Consider the following 16,589-nt stretch of genomic DNA (forward strand, 5'->3'; position numbering starts at 1 on the left):
GCGATAGCGTCGCGGGCAATCCCGGCCGGGTTTCGAAAATGGCCTGCTGAGCATAGCCCGTTACGCCGCCTGGCGGATAACACAGGCGCAACGCACATCAATGGATTGCCAAGCAGCGCTTACTGTATATAATCCCAGTCACTGTATAAAAAGACAGAGCCGCCCACATGATCAAGCTGACGCCCCGCCAAGCCGAAATCCTCGCCTTCATCAAGCAATGCCTGGAAGACAACGGCTACCCGCCGACTCGTGCAGAGATCGCCCAGGCGCTCGGCTTCAAGTCACCAAATGCCGCCGAGGAACACCTCAAGGCCCTGGCCCGCAAAGGTGCGATCGAGATGACCCCAGGCGCTTCCCGCGGCATCCGCATCCCGGGCTTCGAGCCCAATCAGGCCGAGGAAGAAGGTCTGCCGGTGATCGGCCGAGTGGCTGCCGGCGCACCCATTCTGGCTCAACAACATATAGAGGAAGCCTGCCGGATTAACCCGGACTTCTTCCGCCCGAGGGCCGATTACCTGCTGCGGGTACGCGGCATGAGCATGAAGGACATCGGCATCGTCGACGGCGACCTGCTTGCCGTCCACACCACCAGCGAAGCACGCAACGGCCAGGTAGTGGTCGCGCGTATCGATGATGAAGTGACGGTCAAGCGCTTCAAACGTGAAGGCAATACCGTCTGGTTGCTGGCTGAAAACCCAGAATTCGCCCCGATCGAAGTGAACCTGGAAGAACAGGAGCTGATCATCGAAGGCTTGAGTGTCGGCGTCATACGCCGCTAATTGGAGGCTTTATGCAGTTCCCTCAGTCGCTGAGCCGTACCCAACTTCCGCTGTTCGATGCCTTTCTGGCCTCGACCATTGCCGTGGCCGAATCCGAACCAGTAGCACTGGAAACCACGTTCAGCGAAGTATCGCTGAGAGGTGCTGCGGGTAACTGCCTGACGCTGTTGGCGCCCATGCTGCGGGAACTGAGCGAGAAGGATGACGAACGCTGGCTGACACTGATTGCTCCACCGGCAAGCCTGACCCAGAGCTGGCTGCGTGATGCCGGTCTAAACCGCGAACGGATTCTGCTGCTGCACCCTCGCAACAACCAGAGCGCCCTGCAGCTGGCTCAGGAAGCCTTGAAACTTGGCCGTAGCCATACGGTGGTCAGCTGGCTGCATCCCCTGCCCCAGCAGGCACGTCAGCAACTGGAAGCGGCAGCGCACCTCGGCCAGGCGCAAAGCCTGAACATCAGCCTCGGCTGAGCCGCGGGTTACTGAGAAATAATCGAAGCGAGGGTGTCGCTTTTCTGCCTGACCGCCAGTGTAGGGCGCGGGTAGAAAGCCGAATCAGTGCAGGACGCGCGGCTGCTCGTCTTCCTGTTCGAAATCGCCTTCCGCCATTCTGCCGGCCATTTGCACGCCGACATTGAGCATCGCTTTGGCGACTTCCACATGCTGGCCCTGGAGAAAGGCCTTGGCATCTTCGGAGAAGTCCAACACCACCAGTGCTTCCTCATCATCGGCTCGACGCAGGGCAATACGCCCATCGGGCAGTTCGACGATTTCAAGGAAGGAAGTAGGCATAACTCGGATTCTCCACGAAAGGCCGCGCATTGTAGCAGCCGCTCCATTCAATCGCTTGGCGAAAAACCGCTAAGCGCTGAACGGACTTTTCAATAATCGGTGACCAGCACGGTCACCATTCGCTGAGGCCGACGCGAAAACGCTGTGCCAGTGCTTTCAGCTCCTGACGCCAGCCCTCCAATGTTTCCCGGTCAAGTGGAGGCTGTACCTCATCGACGCTCACCGCCTTGATCAGCGAGGTAGCGCCAGGATCGGCCTTAGCCTCGCGCGGGGCGCGCGGAGGCCGGAATAGCTCGGCATGAGCAGCCAATAATTGCCCAAGCCAGGTATGCCCGCTTTCGGCCAACTCAACCAGTTCGGCCAACTCAGGGCTGGGTGAAGAAGCCAGGCTCTGTCGATCCAGCAATACCTCGGCACGCGCGGCACTGCTGTTCGGCAAACGATAGAAACCTGCGATTTCATGGCACAGCCCAAGTAACGCACCGTACAAATGAAACAGGGTCGCTTCACGTTCGGCCTGCACCAACGCCTGGGCATTCATCGCCCGGCCTTCTTCGGCCTTGCGCCAGGAGTCCAGAGAAAGCCCGGCATAGAAAATCTTTTGGTTCGTGCGGGTATACAGTTCGCCAGCCATATCCACTCTCCCGATCGCCATGGGCACACCCCAGCGAAGCATGCCCAAGGCAGATCAACGCTTGTCTTCAACCTTCCATTTGCCACCGTCGTAGAACGCTTTCCAACCGGTGGGTTTACCGTCCACTTCGGTCTGCACGTACTGCTCCTTGGTCTTGCGGCTGTAACGGATGACTGCCGCGCGACCTTCTGGATCTTTCGCTGGAGCGCTCATCAGGAAGTGATACTTCGGATCGATCTCGTCTTTATGCGGGACAATCTCAAGTACCAGTGGCGCACGGGTTTCGCGGTTTTTCGGAAACTGGCTGGCAGCCAGGAACAGCCCTGAGGCGCCATCACGCAGCACGTAGGTGTCATCGACCTTTTCGCACTTGAGCTCCGGCATCTTCACCGCATCCATCTTGGGTGGCGCGGGCTCGCCGCTGCGCAGCAGCTTGCGGGTGTTCTTGCACTCACTGTTGGTGCAACCGAAGAACTTGCCGAAACGGCCGGTCTTGAGCTGCATCTGGCTACCGCACTTGTCGCATTCCAGGCTCGGCCCTTCGTAGCCCTTAATGCGGAACTGGCCCTGCTCGATCTCGTAACCCGTGCAATCCGGGTTATTGCCGCAGATATGCAGCTTGCGCGTCTCGTCCAGCAGGTAGGCGTCCATCGCCGTCGCGCAGATCGGGCAACGATGCTTTCCGAGCAGCACCAGCGACTCTGACTCACCCTCGTCATCCGCGGCAATTTCATCACCGGGCACCAGGTTGACGGTGGCCTTGCAACGCTCTTTTGGTGGCAAGGCGTAGCCCGAACAGCCGAGGAAAACGCCCGTCGAGGCGGTACGAATCATCATCGGTCGACCGCAATCGCGGCAGGCAATATCGGTGAGAGTCGGCGTGTTGGCACGCATGCCATTGTCACCGTCCGCGGCGAGATCCAGCTTCTTTTTGAAGTCGCCGTAAAACTCATCGAGCAGATGCTTCCATTCGCGCTCGCCCTGGGCTACGTCATCGAGATTCTCTTCCATACCGGCGGTAAAGCCGTAGTCCATCAGGTCGGAGAAGCTCTCGGAAAGACGCTCGGTGACGATATCGCCCATTTTTTCCGAATAGAAACGGCGATTGTGCAGCGCTACGTAACCACGATCCTGAATGGTGGAAATGATCGCGGCGTAGGTGGACGGGCGGCCGATACCGCGCTTTTCCATTTCCTTGACCAGGCTGGCTTCCGAATAGCGCGCCGACGGTTTGGTGAAGTGCTGACTAGGGTCAAGCTTGATCAGCTTGAGCGTCTCACCCTGCTTCATTTCCGGCAGCACGGCGTCATCGCCCGGCTTGCTCAGTTGTGGCAACGCACGGGTGTAGCCATCGAACTTGAGGATACGGCCCTTGGCACGCAGTTCAAACTGGGCAGCAGTGACGGTCACGGTGGTCGACAGGTATTCGGCCGGCGGCATCTGGCAGGCGACGAATTGGCGCCAGATCAACTCGTAGAGCCGTTCGGCGTCACGTTCCATCCCGGACAATTGGGTCGGACGCACGTTGACATCAGAAGGACGAATCGCTTCGTGCGCCTCCTGAGCACCTTCTTTGCTGGAATAGATATTGGCCTTTTCTGGCAGGTATTTCTTGCCGTACTCAGTGTCAATGAAACCGCGCACCATCTCGATGGCATCGGCCGAAAGATTGGTGGAGTCAGTACGCATGTAAGTGATGTAGCCAGCCTCGTAGAGACGCTGGGCCATCATCATGGTCTTCTTCACCCCGAACCCCAGGCGCGTGCTGCCCGCCTGTTGCAGTGTGGAGGTGATGAACGGCGCCGAGGGTTTGCTACTGGTCGGTTTGTCCTCGCGCTTGGCGATGCTGTAGCTCGACGCTTTGAGCGTCGCCAGCGCGGCCATGGCTTGCGCTTCGTTCAACGGTTTGAAGGCGGCACCGTTCTCGCGGGCTACCTCAAAGCGCACGTTGGCATCTTGAGCGGTGCCCAGATCAGCGTGCACTTCCCAGTATTCTTCTGGCACGAACGCGCGAATTTCCTTCTCACGCTCGACTACCAACTTGACCGCAACGGACTGCACACGACCGGCAGACAAGCCGCGAGCGATCTTCGACCACAGCAACGGCGAGACCATGTAGCCCACCACGCGATCGAGAAAGCGCCGCGCCTGCTGGGCATTGACCCGATTGATATCCAGCTCGCCCGGGGCAGAAAACGCCTCCTGGATGGCCTTCTTGGTAATTTCGTTGAACACCACGCGCTTGTAGCGGCTGTCGTCACCACCGATAGACTCGCGCAGGTGCCAGGCGATGGCCTCCCCCTCTCTATCCAAGTCGGTCGCGAGATAGATGGTGTCGGCATCCTTGGCGAGGCGGCGCAACTCCTCAACCACCTTTTCCTTGCCCGGCAGGATTTCGTACTTGGCTTTCCAACCGTGCTCGGGATCGACGCCCATGCGGTTGAATAGCTGACGCTTGGCCTTTTCCTTGGGAGACAGGGCCGGCGCCTCACCAGCAGCAGCCTTGCCGCGTTTGGCAGGCTCCTTGGCTGCCGCCCCGCCACTGGTGGGGAGGTCGCGGATATGGCCGATGCTCGACTTCACCACGTACTGGCTGCCCAGATACTTGTTGATGGTCTTGGCCTTGGCCGGGGATTCCACGATGACCAGCGATTTACCCATGGATTGGAAAATTCCTGAAATTCGGTAATTGAAAGGCGGGCTAGCGCCTGAAAAAACTGTTGGGTGTCTCGGTTCGACGCATATTGCATCGACGATGAAAGCGCCCGCTCGACAGAGCGAACGCCGAAAAAACGTGGCGCTGCCGCTTGTACCACATCGATCTCGTCGTTATCCAACGGATCGCAAGTGCCCTGCGACCTGCTTTGGCCCCGCTATATATAGTGGCGGTCAAGTCGAGGTCAAGGGCGAGTGTCTTTTGTAGCCGCCTCAGGGACGACGCAAAACGCTCGGCTCGCCCTCGACGAAAGCAAAGCGCGGAACCCGCTTGCCGTCCAGTTCGACCTCGCCCTGGAACATCTCCAGCGGTCGCACCCACAGACCATATTCACCATACAGGGCCTGGTAAACGACGACTTCCTCTTCCGTCTCGGAATGCCGGGCCACACCCAGCACGCGGTACTCGGGGCCCTTGTAGTGACGGTAGAGACCGGGCTGCGGCGACATCATTCAATTTCCTGGAAATATTTTTCGTTCGATAAAAATGCTCGGGCGGCATTTCGTGCCGCGCGCCGAACCAGAACGGCCTGCATTAACGATGCAGTGCCAAAAAACAAAAACCGGGGCAGAAGCCCCGGTTGTGCAATCACTACAGCGAATCCGTTCAAGGGCGCGCGAGCTAGAGCTATGCAAGGCAAAAGCAGGCGAGAAAGCGCAGTTTACTGATGTAAATGAGCATTTACTCTCTGCGCTCGCCCTACGGGCCGCACTAAAGTGCGTTAGCCGCAGGCGGCTTTCGAGCCTGCTTTTAACGCAGCAGAGCCGACGCGCAGCAGCCTTTGGCGGATTCTCAGATGCGCTCGAACACCGTGGTGATGCCCTGGCCCAGACCAACACACATGGTCGCCACCCCGAAGGTACCGTTGTTCTGCTTCATCACGTTCAGCAGGGTACCGGAGATACGCGCTCCGGAACAACCGAACGGGTGACCCAGAGCGATAGCGCCGCCGTGCAGATTGACCTTCTGCTCCATCTTATCGAGCAGTTTGAGATCCTTCAGCACAGGCAGGGCCTGGGCAGCGAAAGCTTCGTTGAGCTCGACGAAATCGATGTCGTCGATGGTCAGGCCAGCGCGCTTGAGCGCTTTCTGAGTCGACGGCACCGGGCCGTAACCCATGATCGCCGGATCGACACCGGCCACGGCCATGGCGCGAACCACCGCCATTGGCTGGATACCCAGATCCTGAGCACGCTGGGCGGACATCACGATCATGCAGGAAGCGCCATCGGTGATCTGCGAGGAGGTACCCGCCGTGACGGTACCGCCCTTGGGATTGAACGCCGGCTTGAGGCTGGCCAGGCTTTCCAGGGTAGTCTCGGGACGAATAGTTTCATCGTAGTCGAAGACCTTGAGGAAGCCGTTCTCGTCGTAACCCTGCAGCGGGATGATCTCGTCCTTGAACTTGCCTTCGACGGTGGCCTTGTGGGCCAGCTGGTGCGAACGCACACCGAACTTGTCCTGGGCTTCACGGGTGATGCCGTGCATCTTGCCGAGCATTTCGGCGGTCAGGCCCATCATGCCGGAGGCCTTGGCCGCGTACAGCGACAGGTGTGGGTTGGGATCGACGCCATGCATCATGCCGACGTGGCCCATGTGCTCAACGCCGCCGACCACGAATACATCGCCGTTGCCGGTCTGGATCGCCTGCACGGCAGTGTGCAGCGCGCTCATCGACGAACCGCACAGGCGGCTGACGGTCTGCCCGGCACTGGTGTGCGGGATCTGGGTCATCAGCGACGCCATGCGCGCGATGTTCCAGCCCTGCTCCAGGGTCTGGTTGACGCAACCCCAGATGACGTCTTCGACTTCCTTGGGATCGACCTTGTCGTTACGCTCCAGCAGTTTGCTGATCAGCTGCGCCGACAGGGTCTCGGCACGGGTATTACGGTGCATGCCGCCCTTGGAACGCCCCATTGGGGTACGGCCGAAGTCGACGATGACTGCATCTCTTGGATTCAGGCTCATAAATTCACTCTCGCTCCAATCGTTGCGCGATTAACCAAAGAAGGTCTGGCCGTTTTTGGCCATTTCACGCAGTTTCTCGGTCGGCTGATACAGCGCGCCCAGATCGGCGTACTTGTCGGCCAGGGCCACGAATTCAGCTACCCCGACACTGTCGATGTAGCGCAGCGCGCCACCGCGGAACGGTGGGAAACCGATGCCGTAGATCAGGCCCATATCGGCCTCGGCAGCCGTTTCGACGATACCGTCTTCCAGGCAGCGCACGGTTTCCAAGCACAGCGGGATCATCATGGTGTTGATGATGTCCTCGTCGCTCAGCTCACGCTGTTCGACCACGATCGACTTGAGCAGCTCGTAAGCCTCAGGGTCGGTGACCTTCTTCGGCTTGCCGCGCTTGTCGGTCTCGTAGGCGTAGAAGCCCTTGCCATTCTTCTGGCCTAGGCGGTTGGCCTCGTACATCACGTCGACCGCGGTGCGGCCTTCTACCGCCATGCGATCCGGGAAGCCTTCGGCCATCACGTCACGGCCATGGTGGCCGGTGTCGATGCCGACCACGTCGGACAGGTAGGCCGGGCCCATGGGCCAGCCGAACTTCTCCATGACCTTGTCGATGCGCGCGAAGTCGATGCCGAAGCTGAGCAGCTTGGAGAAGCCGCCGAAGTACGGGAACAGTACGCGGTTGACCAGGAAGCCCGGGCAGTCGTTGACCACGATCGGGTTCTTGCCCATCTTCTTGGCGTACGCCACGGTAGTGGCAACCGCCTTCTCGCTGGACTTCTCACCGCGGATGACTTCGACCAGAGGCATCATGTGCACCGGGTTGAAGAAGTGCATGCCGACGAAGTTTTCCGGGCGTTTGAGGGCCTTGGCCAGCAGGCTGATGGAAATGGTCGAGGTGTTGGACGCCAGAATGGTGTCCTCCTTGACCGCAGCCTCGACCTCGGCCAGCACGGCCTGCTTGACCTTGGGATTCTCGACCACGGCTTCGACGACGATATCGACATGGCCGAAGTCGCCATAGGACATGGTCGGGCGAATGGCGCTCAGCGATTCAGCCATCTGCGCGGTGGTCATGCGACCTTTCTCGACGCGCTTGCCGAGCAGCTTGGAGGCCTCGCCCAGGCCCATCTTGATACCCTCTTCGCGAATATCCTTCATCAGGATCGGCGTGCCTTTGGACGCCGACTGGTAGGCGATACCGCCACCCATGATGCCGGCACCCAGCACAGCGGCCAGTTTCACGTCCTGAGCGATGGCATCGAAGCCCTTGGCTTTCTTCTTCAGCTCCTGATCGTTGAGGAACAGACCGATCAGGCTTTCCGCGACCGAGGTCTTGGCCAGCTTGGCGAAACCGGCGGCTTCGACTTCCAGCGCCTTGTCACGACCAAAGTTGGCGGCTTTCTGAATGGTCTTGATCGCTTCGACCGGCGCCGGGTAGTTCGGGCCGGCTTGGCCTGCGACGAAACCCTTGGCGGTTTCGAAGGCCATCATCTGCTCGATGGCGTTGAGCTTGAGCTTTTCCAGCTTGGACTGACGCTTGGCCTTGTAATCCAGTTCGCCGGAAATGGCGCGCTTGATCAGATCCAGGGCACCGGCCTGCAGCTTGTCAGCGCTGACCACGGCGTCCACCGCACCGACCTTGAGGGCTTCATCGGCACGATTTTCCTTGCCGGAGGCGATCCACTCGACGGCGTTGTCGGTACCGATCAGGCGCGGCAAGCGAACGGTGCCACCGAAGCCCGGGTAGATACCCAGCTTGACCTCGGGCAGACCGATTTTGGCGCCTTCGGCCATGATCCGGTAATCGGCGGCCAAACACATTTCCAGGCCGCCACCCAGGGCGATGCCGTTGATGGCGACGACGGTGGGCACTTCCAGGTCTTCGAAATCACTGAAGATCCTGTTGGCTTCCAGGTTACCGGAGATCAGTTGCTCTTCCGGCAGCTTGAAGTTGTCGACGAACTCGGTGATGTCGGCACCGACGATGAACACGTCCTTGCCGCTGCTGACGATCACGCCTTTGATCGAGGCATCAGCCTTGATCGCGTCGACGGACTGACGGAGCTCGCTCAGGGTCAGACGATTGAACTTGTTGACGGACTCACCCTTGAGATCGAACTTGAGTTCGACGATGCCGCTTTCAAGAGCCTTAACCGTGATGGCTTTACCTTCGTAAATCATCAACTGATCTCCACGCTTAGGGAATCTGAACAGTACACACCGGAGTCAATCCACAGACTCACGCCACAAAACACCGTAGACGAAATTCCGCTACCCACCGATGCGATATTCGGACTGGATTGGGCACTGCCGAAGCGGCAAACGCTCAATTCATACGCCCGTTTGATTTGGGTGAGCACACATTCACGGAAAAGCCGGGAATTGTCAATTGGCGTTCTGTAGCCACTTGCAGCGCGCACTACCAGCCCACAGTGATTGATAAAGCCTGCAGCGAAAAGCAGATCAATGGCGTCGATAACGCGCCATTCGGCAGGCATGCCTCCACCTGGACTTAGCGCTAGCCAAAACTCGACACCAGGGGTAGAGTCGCGCGATTCGGCTGCCACCGAATGACTAAAACAACAATAACGATGTGTCTTCACCGAGGTTCCAGCATGTCTGCACGCCTGCGCGCCATCCTTCTACACGCCCTGTTCCTCACCCTGCTGCTGCCTGGTTTCAGCGCTGCCGCGGAAACCTCGCCCTACCTGCAACATCTTCTGCGCCTGCACCTGGCTGCGCAGAAAAGTCTGGGCGACTTCTACATGTACAACAGTATGGAAGGCGATCAGCGCTACGCACGGATGATCGATGAGTCTCGCCAGGAAGCCAGCAGACAGATTTTGAAACTGTCAGGCATGCCTGACATCGGCGCGGCTCGCCTACAAACTCGCCTGCAGGAGGAGTGGCAAGCCTATGATCGAGATCTGACGACACTGATGAGCGCGCTGGGGAAGCAGGGCTACACAGATCTGCAGCCGGTCGCCGACATGGCCGCACGCAACCGCCAGGTATTGGCGACCAGTGAGGCCCTGTACGACGCATTGCAGCGCGCGGACGCACGCGCGATATCCGAGCAGACCGCCAGCACCCGGCAGCTCAGCCTGCTGATGCAAAGCATCGCCGTGAGCTACGCCGCACGCAGTGCATCGGTAGGTGCCAGCTTTTCCGGGGATAGCAGCGAGCGCCCCATTGAAGATCAGGTAGCAGACTTTTCCAACCGTTTGGATGCGCTGCGCAGCCTGCCGGGCAACAGCGCGCAGATCAATACGGCACTGGACGCAGTAGCGACCAAATGGCGCTACATCGAGAAATCGCTGCTCAATTACAACGAGAAAAGCGTACCGTTCCTGGTCAACAAGTACTCGGACAGCATCATTCGCGGACTGATGGAAGTCACTGATCTTTACGTGCAGCCAGCTCAGACGAGCAGCCAGTCATGACAGCTGATAACGCCCCGCCCATGGCGCGAGATTGCTCAGGCACGTGACTTGAGAAAAGCCGCAATAGCCTGCAACGATTCCGGCCGGGCCCGCTCCCCCCAAAACAGGGCGATCATCTGGAGAGTGGCTTCAGCCTTGTAGACGTCTGCGGGCAAACTGCAGAGCTGCTCGACGAGGGGCAGATCAGCACAAGGCTCCTGCCATTTGTTCAGCCATATGCCTGGCTCTCGCTGCCAGTAGCACCAACTGTCCTGCCGCCCGCGGGGTCGCGGATGGTGGTATTGCGGGCAGGGGCTCGGCGCCGTATTAGCCATCCAATACGGCCACTCCTCGCGGGCCAGCTGCATGGCCAAACCCATACGCCGCGCCTCCATGCGAACGTCCATCTGGCCACGCTGACGCCGCGATGGCACCAGCCAGACCAGGGGACTAAGTGCGACGACCAGTAGTGCGACAACGATCCATCCCGTCATAATTTCTATCTCCACTGCGCAACCTGTGGTAAATGCTCAAACCAGCCATACTTGAAATCATTGGTCACCCTGAAAGGAGACAATCTCATGCCCTACCAGCACATTCTGGTCGCCGTCGATCTGACCGAGGAGTGCGACCCGGTAATGAAGCGCGCCCAGGCCCTAGCCAGCAGCACCCAGGCAAAACTGTCCGTGGTGCATATCGTCGAACCCATGGCCATGGCCTTTGGCGGCGACGTACCGATGGATCTGTCGATGCTGCAACAACAGCAGTTCGAGCAGGCCAAGGAGCGCCTCGACGCCTTCTCCCTCAAGCACCCTCAGCTCACTGCGGAAAACCGCCACCTGGCTTACGGCCAGCCACGCCAGGAAATTCATCGCCTCGCTTCTGAGCAGCACTGCGATCTGATCATCGTCGGCAGCCACGGCCGTCACGGCCTGGCTCTGCTGCTCGGCTCGACTGCCAATGACGTGCTGCACGGCGCGCCCTGCGACGTGCTGGCCGTCAGCCTGAAGAAGCCATCGGCCTGATCGCCCCGCAATGAACAGCGCCGGGCAAAGCCCGGCGCTGTAGCATCAGCCAGCAGATAGTGGCCGAAGGCTGATCAGCCTTCCAGTTCAGCCCAGCGCTCGACCAGGCGCTCCAACTCTTCCTGCTGCGCCTGCAACTGCGCCAGCACCGCCGCAGTATGTTCACCAGACTGCTGGTAGAACGCAGGAGCGGCGATCTGCGCTTCCAGCTCGGCGATCTTCTGCTCTGCGGCATCGATCTGCTCGGGCATGGCGTCCAGCTCACGCTGATGCTTGTAGCTGAGTTTCTTCTTCGCCGCCGGTGCGCTTTCTACCGGCTCGGCAACAGGCGCAGCGACGGGGGCTTCGACGACCGCGGAGCCAAGCTCGGCCTTACCCGACTTTGTCTCACCAACGCCCAGCAGGCGTGGCGAACCACCCTGACGCAGCCAGTCCTGATAACCACCGACGTACTCGCGCACCTTGCCCTCGCCTTCGAAGACCAAGGTACTGGTGACCACGTTGTCGAGGAATGCCCGGTCGTGGCTGACCATCAGTACTGTGCCCTTGAACGTCAGCAGCACTTCCTCGAGCAACTCGAGGGTTTCCACATCGAGGTCGTTGGTTGGCTCATCGAGCACCAGCAGGTTGGCCGGTTTGCTGAACAGCTTGGCCAGCAGCAGACGCGCACGCTCGCCTCCCGACAGCGCCTTGACCGGGGTACGGGCACGCTGCGGACTGAACAGGAAATCGCCGAGGTAGCTGAGCACGTGTCGGTTCTGCCCGTCGATTTCGATGAAGTCACGACCTTCGGCGACGTTGTCGATGACGGTCTTTTCCAGATCCAGCTGATGGCGCAATTGATCGAAGTAGGCGACATCGATCTTGGTGCCCTCTTCCACCTTGCCGCTGGTCGGTTGCAGACCGCTGAGCATCAGCTTCAACAGCGTGGTCTTACCAGTACCATTGGCGCCCAGCAGGCCGATACGGTCGCCGCGCTGCAGCACCATGGAGAAATCGCGAATCAGGAACGGGCCGCCTGGGTGGGCGAAGCTGACGCTCTCGAGCACCATCACCTGCTTGCCGGATTTCTCCGCAGTGTCGAGCTGGATGTTGGCCTTGCCGGTGCGCTCGCGGCGCTCGCTGCGCTCCACGCGCAACGCCTTGAGGGCACGCACACGGCCTTCGTTACGGGTACGACGGGCCTTGATGCCCTGGCGGATCCACACTTCTTCCTGGGCCAGGCGCTTGTCGAACAGCGCGTTGGCGGTTTCCTCGGCGGCCAGCGCGGCCTCCTTGTGCACCAGGAAGCTGGCGTAATCGCCATTCCAGTCGATCAGGCCGCCGCGATCCAGCTCGAGAATGCGCGTGGCCAGGTTCTGCAGGAAGGAACGGTCGTGGGTGATGAACAGCACGGCGCCCTGGAAATCCTTGAGGGCTTCTTCCAGCCAAGCGATCGCGCCGATGTCCAGGTGGTTGGTCGGTTCGTCGAGCAGCAGCAGATCCGGTTCGCTGACCAACGCCTGGGCCAGCAGCACACGGCGGCGCCAGCCACCGGACAACTGGGCCAGGGTCTTGTCGGCCGGCAGTTGCAGACGGCTCAGGGTGCTGTCGACCAGTTGCTGCAGGCGCCAGCCATCACGGGCCTCAAGATCCTGCTGAACGTGCATCAATTTGTTCAGATCTTCTTCGGTGACACAGTTCTGTGCCAAGTGATGGTACTGGGCGAGTAACTCGCCAACGCCATCCAGGCCCTGGGCAACCACATCGAACACGGTGCGCTCATCGGCGACCGGCAGCTCTTGTGGCAGCTCGCCGATTTTCAGCCCCGGCGCGCGCCAGACGGCACCGTCATCGGGCTTCTGATCGCCCTTGACCAGCTTGAGCATGCTGGACTTGCCGGTACCATTGCGGCCAATGATGCACACCCGCTCACCGCGGGCGATCTGCCAAGACACCTTGTCCAACAGCGGCATGGCGCCATAGGCCAGGGAAACATCGGTGAACTTGAGCAGGGTCATGGGTTGCCTCGACAATACGCTGGGGTGGTGGCGAAAAGAGTGTGCGAACGCAGCCAATGGGTTCACCACGTGGCCGACCACCACGAAACTGATCTGACCGGCGCATGCGCCAGCCAAAAACCGGGCGCGTATTCTAACCGAGAAGGCCCTCGGCGTCTGTCAGGCCTTACGCACCGGCTGTCGATGTGACATAAACAGACATGCGCCAGACTGCTGCGGCCCTTTCGCGCCAAGCGGGCAAAAGGCTAAGCTAACGCCCATTGCCTTTAACTGCGCCCGCAACTGCCAATACGGCCTGCTGCCGCCCAAAGGGCGCATCGAGCGACCGGCATCAGCCAGATCGCATCCGCTCACGAGATGATCCCCCCGGAAGTACCATGCGCTGTCGTTTGCCCAGTCTGTTGAGCTGCCTGATTCTTTGCGCCACCACGGCAACCCTGAGCCAGGCAGCGAGCCTGACCCAGCAACGCCAGTATTACGATGAGGCCAAGGCCGCTCTTGCCAAGGGCGACAAGGGGCCTTATCAGCGCTACGCCAGCGCCCTGAGCGACTATCCGCTGACGCCTTATCTGGCGTATGACGAACTCACCGCACGCCTGAAATCAGCTAGCAATAACGAAATCGAAGCCTTCCTCGCAGCCCATGGTGACCTGCCTCAGGCCAGCTGGATGAAACTGCGCTGGCTGCGCTGGCTGGCCGAGCGTGGCGAATGGCAAACCTTCGCCAAGTACTATGATCCGGGCCTCAACTTTACCGAGCTCGACTGCCTCAATGGCCAGCGCCAGCTCAACCAAGGCCAGACCGCCGAAGGCTATGCCAGCGCCGAGAAGCTGTGGCTGGTTGGCAAGTCGCAGCCCGAAGCCTGTGATCGTCTATTCGACCGCTGGGCAGCCGAAGGCCAGTTGACCGAACAACGCCGCTGGCAACGTACCAAGCTGGCTGCCGAAGCGCGCAACTACAGCCTGGCCACCTTCCTGAGCAAAGATCTGCCGACACTCAGCAACCATGGCAAGCTGCTCGTGGAAGTTGGCCAGAAACCGCAGATTCTCACCCAGACCGCGCGATTCACGCCGGCCGACGACGCCATGGGCGACGTGGTCAGCCTCGGCCTGCGCCGTCTCGCCCGCCAGGATCCGGAACAGGCCTTGAGCCTGCTCGAAGGCTATTCCCAGCGCATGCACTTCTCCGATCAGGAGAAGGTTGCCATCGCCAACGAGATCGGCCTGACCCTGGCACGGCGCTTTGACCCGCGCGCCCTTGACGTGATGGCCAAGTACGATCCCAACCTGCGTGACGACACCGTCAGCGAATGGCGCGCTCGCCTGCTGCTGCGCCTGGGCCGCTGGGACGAAGCCTACAAGCTGATCAGCCGCATGCCCGACTCCCTTGCCAGCACCAACCGCTGGCGCTACTGGCAGGCTCGCACGCTGCAACTGGCACAACCCAACAGCAAGGCCGCTCAGCCGCTGTTCCACAGCCTGGCCAAGGAGCGCGACTTCTACGGTTTCATGGCTGCCGATCAGGTCAAGGAACCTTATCACCTGAAAAACGCGCCACTGCCGCTCAGCGCCGCGGTGATCAAAAAGGTACGCAACGCCCCTGGCATCCGTCGCGCCATGGAGTTCCATGACCGTGGCCAGATCGTCGATGGCCGCCGCGAGTGGTACCACGCCAGCCGGCACTTCGACCGCGACGAACTGGTGGCACAGGCACGCCTGGCCTACGACATGGAATGGTATTTCCCGGCCATCCGTACCATCAGCCAGGCCAAGTACTGGGACGACCTCGACGTTCGCTTCCCGATGGCCTATCGCGAATCGCTGACAACTGAAGCGAAAAAGCGCGGCCTGCACTCCAGCTGGGTGTTCGCCATCACCCGCCAGGAAAGCGGCTTCATGGCCGACGCCAAGTCTCACGCCGGCGCCATGGGCCTGATGCAGGTCATGCCCGCCACCGCCAAGGAGACCGCACGCAAGTTCGGTATTCCACTGAGCAATCCAAACAACACATTGCTGCCCAGCATCAACATTCAGCTGGGCGCCGCTTACATGAGCCAGATCTATGGCCAGTTCAATGGTAACCGGGTGCTCGCCTCGGCCGCTTACAACGCTGGCCCCGGCCGCGTTCGCCAGTGGCTGCGCGGTGCCAACCACCTGTCGTATGACGTGTGGGTCGAGAACATTCCGTTCAATGAGACCCGCCAATACGTGCAGAACGTTCTGTCTTACGCAGTGATCTACGGCGACAAGCTCAACGCCCCGCAACCGCTGGTGGGCTGGCACGAGCGCTATTTCGACCAATAGGGCAGCGGCAAGAAAGAGCGCGCATCGCTCCCGCACCCGTAGCCTGGGTTGAGCAGAGCGATACCCAGGGCAACTTTCCCGGGTGCCGCTGCGCTCGACCCGAGCTACATCAGGATGATTGGCTAACCATCAACCTACTCCAGCACCTCGACCGGCATGCCAACCTGCAATTCACCACTACCGTGGTTGATCAGGTTCTGCCCGAAGAGGATCTCGCCTTCGCGTTGGCGGTAGCTGCGCAAGGTGGTCAGCGGTTCGCGATCGGCGCTGCGCTCGCCGGTCTGCGGATCGATGGTGGTGATGATGCAACGTGAGCAAGCCTTGGCAACCGTGAACTCGACATCGCCGATGCGAATACGCTTCCAGCTATCCTCGGCATAGGGCTCACTGCCCTGTACCACCAGATTTGGACGAAAGCGCAGCATGTCCAGTGGACGACCAACCCGAGCCACCAGGTCGTCGAGTGAAGCCTGGCCGATCAACAGCAGCGGAAAGCCATCGGCGAACCCGACCTTCTCATCCCCTGTCACGCTGCCCTCGATATAGCGCGCACGCTCTGCGGGTACATGTACCAACCGACAGGGCTTGCCGATGAATTCGCTGACCCAGGCCGCCGCCTCGTCGCCAGCGTCCGGCACGCGCATGCTGTCGCGCCAGATGATCACTCCACGCAATGCCTCATCGGGGTTCGGTAGCGCCACGTCGATAGAAGGTCTGTCCGGCGCCTCGAGGGTCAGGCCGCCGGCCTGATTCCAGCGCGCCGTCAGGCGGCTCATCTGCGGAAAGGTACGCTGGGTCAGGAAGCGACCATTCTCCTCGCTCGCCAGCATCCAGCGGCGATCACCGGCCACGCCCAGACCGTCGAGCTGCAGACTGGGCAACGACTCGCCGATGGCGGACTTGAGAGGAAAACGGTAAAGCGAGGAAAGGTGCATGGCCCGGCGTCCTGACTAG

General features: G+C 60.4%; 15 protein-coding genes. 5 read left to right on the forward strand and 10 right to left on the reverse strand.

The window, feature by feature from the left end:
* The first annotated feature begins 167 nt into the window (after window positions 1-167).
* Both lexA and sulA read left to right on the forward strand, forming a co-directional pair.
* Complete coding sequence (gene lexA, locus K5Q02_RS20255) at window positions 168-779, forward strand: transcriptional repressor LexA (RefSeq protein WP_225833614.1); 612 nt, start codon at window positions 168-170, stop codon at window positions 777-779.
* Window positions 780-790: 11 nt separating this feature from the next.
* Window positions 791-1,249, forward strand: coding sequence for an SOS-induced cell division inhibitor SulA (gene sulA, locus K5Q02_RS20260; protein ID WP_225833616.1), 459 nt, complete (start codon window positions 791-793; stop codon window positions 1,247-1,249).
* 84 nt (window positions 1,250-1,333) lie between these two features.
* On the opposite strand, the gene K5Q02_RS20265 is transcribed toward sulA, so the two are convergent.
* The 7 genes from K5Q02_RS20265 to K5Q02_RS20295 form a co-directional block, all read right to left on the reverse strand.
* Window positions 1,334-1,570 (reverse strand): hypothetical protein, encoded by a 237-nt coding sequence (locus K5Q02_RS20265; protein ID WP_042555598.1) that lies wholly within the window; start codon window positions 1,568-1,570, stop codon window positions 1,334-1,336.
* 112 nt (window positions 1,571-1,682) lie between these two features.
* Complete coding sequence (locus K5Q02_RS20270) at window positions 1,683-2,204, reverse strand: DUF6586 family protein (RefSeq protein WP_225833618.1); 522 nt, start codon at window positions 2,202-2,204, stop codon at window positions 1,683-1,685.
* Between the two features lie 54 nt (window positions 2,205-2,258).
* Window positions 2,259-4,865, reverse strand: coding sequence for a type I DNA topoisomerase (gene topA, locus K5Q02_RS20275; protein WP_225833620.1), 2,607 nt, complete (start codon window positions 4,863-4,865; stop codon window positions 2,259-2,261).
* A 267-nt stretch (window positions 4,866-5,132) separates the two neighbouring features.
* Window positions 5,133-5,369: a DUF1653 domain-containing protein gene (locus tag K5Q02_RS20280; protein ID WP_225839794.1), complete on the reverse strand. Its 237-nt coding sequence runs from the start codon at window positions 5,367-5,369 to the stop codon at window positions 5,133-5,135.
* A gap of 343 nt (window positions 5,370-5,712) precedes the next feature.
* Window positions 5,713-6,888 carry an acetyl-CoA C-acyltransferase FadA gene (fadA, locus tag K5Q02_RS20285; protein ID WP_225833622.1) on the reverse strand — a complete coding sequence of 392 codons (1,176 nt, stop codon included), beginning with the start codon at window positions 6,886-6,888 and terminating at the stop codon, window positions 5,713-5,715.
* Window positions 6,889-6,918: 30 nt separating this feature from the next.
* Window positions 6,919-9,066: a fatty acid oxidation complex subunit alpha FadB gene (gene fadB, locus K5Q02_RS20290; RefSeq protein WP_225833625.1), complete on the reverse strand. Its 2,148-nt coding sequence runs from the start codon at window positions 9,064-9,066 to the stop codon at window positions 6,919-6,921.
* Window positions 9,066-9,383 (reverse strand): hypothetical protein, encoded by a 318-nt coding sequence (locus tag K5Q02_RS20295; RefSeq protein WP_225833627.1) that lies wholly within the window; start codon window positions 9,381-9,383, stop codon window positions 9,066-9,068. The genes fadB and K5Q02_RS20295 overlap by 1 nt, the downstream gene beginning before the upstream one ends.
* A gap of 117 nt (window positions 9,384-9,500) precedes the next feature.
* Between K5Q02_RS20295 and K5Q02_RS20300 the strand changes: the two genes are divergently transcribed.
* The gene (locus K5Q02_RS20300) at window positions 9,501-10,328 is read left to right on the forward strand and encodes a hypothetical protein (RefSeq protein ID WP_225833629.1); all 828 of its coding nucleotides are present in this window, start codon (window positions 9,501-9,503) and stop codon (window positions 10,326-10,328) included.
* Window positions 10,329-10,363: 35 nt separating this feature from the next.
* Here the strand turns inward: K5Q02_RS20300 and K5Q02_RS20305 are convergent, their stop codons facing one another.
* Window positions 10,364-10,801 carry a hypothetical protein gene (locus K5Q02_RS20305; protein WP_225833631.1) on the reverse strand — a complete coding sequence of 146 codons (438 nt, stop codon included), beginning with the start codon at window positions 10,799-10,801 and terminating at the stop codon, window positions 10,364-10,366.
* An 87-nt stretch (window positions 10,802-10,888) separates the two neighbouring features.
* Here K5Q02_RS20305 and K5Q02_RS20310 point away from each other — a divergent pair, with 87 nt between their 5' ends.
* Window positions 10,889-11,332, forward strand: coding sequence for a universal stress protein (locus K5Q02_RS20310; RefSeq protein WP_225833633.1), 444 nt, complete (start codon window positions 10,889-10,891; stop codon window positions 11,330-11,332).
* Window positions 11,333-11,406: 74 nt separating this feature from the next.
* Here K5Q02_RS20310 and K5Q02_RS20315 read toward each other — a convergent pair whose 3' ends face one another.
* Window positions 11,407-13,332 (reverse strand): ATP-binding cassette domain-containing protein, encoded by a 1,926-nt coding sequence (locus tag K5Q02_RS20315; protein WP_225833636.1) that lies wholly within the window; start codon window positions 13,330-13,332, stop codon window positions 11,407-11,409.
* A 377-nt stretch (window positions 13,333-13,709) separates the two neighbouring features.
* On the opposite strand from K5Q02_RS20315, the gene K5Q02_RS20320 reads away from it, so the two are divergent.
* Window positions 13,710-15,635, forward strand: a complete 1,926-nt coding sequence (locus K5Q02_RS20320; RefSeq protein ID WP_225833638.1) for a transglycosylase SLT domain-containing protein — start codon at window positions 13,710-13,712, stop codon at window positions 15,633-15,635.
* A 134-nt stretch (window positions 15,636-15,769) separates the two neighbouring features.
* On the opposite strand, the gene K5Q02_RS20325 is transcribed toward K5Q02_RS20320, so the two are convergent.
* Window positions 15,770-16,570: an MOSC domain-containing protein gene (locus tag K5Q02_RS20325; RefSeq protein WP_225833640.1), complete on the reverse strand. Its 801-nt coding sequence runs from the start codon at window positions 16,568-16,570 to the stop codon at window positions 15,770-15,772.
* Window positions 16,571-16,589 lie beyond the last annotated feature (19 nt).

Source organism: Pseudomonas sp. MM211 (assembly GCF_020386635.1).
Lineage (GTDB): Bacteria > Pseudomonadota > Gammaproteobacteria > Pseudomonadales > Pseudomonadaceae > Aquipseudomonas.

Excerpts from the sequence above, each read along its gene's own strand:
- lexA (WP_225833614.1), top strand. The coding sequence starts at position 168 with ATGATCAAGCTGACGCCCCGCCAAGCCGAAATCCTCGCCTTCATCAAG.
- sulA (WP_225833616.1), top strand. The coding sequence starts at position 791 with ATGCAGTTCCCTCAGTCGCTGAGCCGTACCCAACTTCCGCTGTTCGAT.
- K5Q02_RS20265 (WP_042555598.1), bottom strand. The coding sequence starts at position 1,570 with ATGCCTACTTCCTTCCTTGAAATCGTCGAACTGCCCGATGGGCGTATT.
- K5Q02_RS20270 (WP_225833618.1), bottom strand. The coding sequence starts at position 2,204 with ATGGCTGGCGAACTGTATACCCGCACGAACCAAAAGATTTTCTATGCC.
- topA (WP_225833620.1), bottom strand. The coding sequence starts at position 4,865 with ATGGGTAAATCGCTGGTCATCGTGGAATCCCCGGCCAAGGCCAAGACC.
- K5Q02_RS20280 (WP_225839794.1), bottom strand. The coding sequence starts at position 5,369 with ATGTCGCCGCAGCCCGGTCTCTACCGTCACTACAAGGGCCCCGAGTAC.
- fadA (WP_225833622.1), bottom strand. The coding sequence starts at position 6,888 with ATGAGCCTGAATCCAAGAGATGCAGTCATCGTCGACTTCGGCCGTACC.
- fadB (WP_225833625.1), bottom strand. The coding sequence starts at position 9,066 with ATGATTTACGAAGGTAAAGCCATCACGGTTAAGGCTCTTGAAAGCGGC.
- K5Q02_RS20295 (WP_225833627.1), bottom strand. The coding sequence starts at position 9,383 with ATGCCTGCCGAATGGCGCGTTATCGACGCCATTGATCTGCTTTTCGCT.
- K5Q02_RS20300 (WP_225833629.1), top strand. The coding sequence starts at position 9,501 with ATGTCTGCACGCCTGCGCGCCATCCTTCTACACGCCCTGTTCCTCACC.
- K5Q02_RS20305 (WP_225833631.1), bottom strand. The coding sequence starts at position 10,801 with ATGACGGGATGGATCGTTGTCGCACTACTGGTCGTCGCACTTAGTCCC.
- K5Q02_RS20310 (WP_225833633.1), top strand. The coding sequence starts at position 10,889 with ATGCCCTACCAGCACATTCTGGTCGCCGTCGATCTGACCGAGGAGTGC.
- K5Q02_RS20315 (WP_225833636.1), bottom strand. The coding sequence starts at position 13,332 with ATGACCCTGCTCAAGTTCACCGATGTTTCCCTGGCCTATGGCGCCATG.
- K5Q02_RS20320 (WP_225833638.1), top strand. The coding sequence starts at position 13,710 with ATGCGCTGTCGTTTGCCCAGTCTGTTGAGCTGCCTGATTCTTTGCGCC.
- K5Q02_RS20325 (WP_225833640.1), bottom strand. The coding sequence starts at position 16,570 with ATGCACCTTTCCTCGCTTTACCGTTTTCCTCTCAAGTCCGCCATCGGC.